Below are 2,177 nucleotides of genomic sequence, written 5' to 3' on the forward strand. Positions count from 1 at the left end.
TGACTTTCCCAGTCGTCACTGTAACCTTCAAAACGAAGTCGCTCAATCATCATGTTACTTACGAAAAAAGCGTCCATTCCAGGCATCTCACCCAAAGTCATCAAATCCTCCTTGAAGAGATGGTACTATAGATTAGTATAAAAAGGAGAAACATCTTTAATGATTTCTTTTGAAAAAGCTGTCTGTAGGGGAAGAATATCAATAGCTTCAGAATACTGCTGATGATTTAAATAATCAACAATAGCAAGACAATCTTTTTCTTCACCATCTACAACGAGCGTTGCTACTGGTTGATCCTCTCTAACAACCATCAATAGGTAGACCGTCCGAACACCCGTATTCTGTTGTAAGAATGAAATTAAAGGAGTTGTCAGCCAAGAATAATCTTTACTTGGAACCCCAAATGATACTTGCTTTTCCGTCGTATTCTGTCCGTGGAATAAAGCTGATGGAAGGACTACATTATCAGACATAGGATTTAGAACAATTCCAGCTATTTGATGATTAGATTGAAGTAACTGGATACAATCAGCTAGGCGAACAGATCCCAAACGAATTGAATTATTATCACTTATAGGCGGCAGTTGCTCTTCTTGACTCGTTAAAATCGGCAGATAAAAATTTTCTGTTCCATCCTGAATATGGAGAATGCGGAACGTCTGCTTATCTACCCATCTTATAGGAACGAACAGCGTCCATTTCTCCATATCTGAAAGAAGTTTCGACCTATTCTCTTCTGTTCGATTCGATGAAAAATGTTGTAAACTATCTTTTATGTTCATTCTTTTTCAATTCCTTATCTAAATCTTGAAGTAAGTAAATGATCTCACTTTGATAATGCGTTGTCTCATCTGCAAACATTCTAACTAGACTTTTAAGATTTATGTTTTTTGCTACTTCTCCACTTTCTATAATTTCATTTGCTAATTGATAAATACTTTGAATTGAGCCTGTAACACTTTTTTGTTTGGGGTACTCTTCTTCAATAATAAAAACAATTTTTTCAGCAATTCGCTTTAAACTACTTGTCATATCTCTTTTCTCCCTCAATTATTGATAATCCATCAATTAGGAACTATTCTAAAATCCGAAATCCATTCTAATGGCCAGTCTTGCGGTAATAATATTTGGTCAGCACCACCTTTCAGCACAGTCCCTGATAAAGAAATCTTCTGCGGCGCAACTTTTCCAATACTCAGTGTTTCTCCTTTAGGAATTCGAATCTCTACTTCATACATTCGAGTATTTTTCCATTCGGGAAGTAATGCAGTATCAATCTTCGCTTGAATTCTATTTTGCGCAGGGCTGGAAGTTACAAAACCTCCCCCAGCATCAGAGTGTCCTCCAAATGTACGATAAACAGTTACTTCTTCTGTTGTCACTACCGTCCGATATTGTCCATCCTGAAATGAATCCACAATCCATGATGGAAGGTCAGCCTTCTCTATTATTTTTACACTACCATCAATACCTGTAGGGTATTTAATTTGATTTTCTTTTCTTAAATACTCCCCAAACTTCGAACTTTCCCGTGCAAGTCGACTTTGCCTAATATTTTCAAGAATCCGCTCTTTATCAAAGGGCTTCTCTGCCACTCTCGCAACATCATCCGCATGTTTACTTGAGAAGTGCATCACATCACGTAGTGTCTTACTCTCAACGCTGAAGGTAGGCATGGTTCTCATACCTCCCGCAAAGGCAACTGCCTCTTTACGAATGCCGACTGGGATTCGAGTGTCTAATAATTTCTCCCCAAATTTCCCAATGACATTATTGCTCTTCGCTAGGATATTGTCAACCTTTGAACCCCATTTTTCAACATTTGCGAGAACTCTTGCTTTGGTGCTGTTCTTGGCTAACTGAATCATCTCAGCTGCCTTAGCTCCTAACTTGGTCCCCTTAGCCATCTTCCCTACAGCTGCTGGACCGACAAAAAGGCTGGCAATCTCAAAGGTCAAGCCTCCTGCATCATAGGCATCCATATGGGTAACTTTATCCCAGAGGGCTTTCCCTGTCTCTTGAGCACGATAAGCCGCCTTATCCGCATAGCTGGCATTGGGATCTTGGCCACGCTGAGCCGCACCTGGATCCGTCAGAGCAGTGTAAGTTCCTACTCCTAACTCCGCAAGGCTAGACAGGTTATCTGCCGTTCCTTGCAAGTCCCGCTTCATCCACTC

Annotated in this window: 2 protein-coding genes and 1 pseudogene; all 3 read right to left on the minus strand. The window is 40.1% G+C overall.

The features are described from left to right. Positions 1 to 125 precede the first annotated feature (125 nt). On the minus strand, positions 126 to 782 hold the full coding sequence (locus B7709_RS00005; RefSeq protein WP_084970720.1) for an enhanced serine sensitivity protein SseB C-terminal domain-containing protein: 657 nt from the start codon (positions 780 to 782) through the stop codon (positions 126 to 128). Next, the gene (locus B7709_RS00010) at positions 766 to 1,032 is read right to left on the minus strand and encodes a hypothetical protein (protein ID WP_000204308.1); all 267 of its coding nucleotides are present in this window, start codon (positions 1,030 to 1,032) and stop codon (positions 766 to 768) included. The genes B7709_RS00005 and B7709_RS00010 overlap by 17 nt, the downstream gene beginning before the upstream one ends. Positions 1,033 to 1,064: 32 nt before the next feature. Then, positions 1,065 to 2,177 (minus strand): annotated as a pseudogene (locus B7709_RS10210) (hypothetical protein); the annotation flags it as partial.

The organism is Streptococcus oralis subsp. dentisani, from assembly GCF_002096335.1.
In the GTDB taxonomy this organism is placed as follows: Bacteria; Bacillota; Bacilli; order Lactobacillales; family Streptococcaceae; genus Streptococcus; species Streptococcus oralis_Z.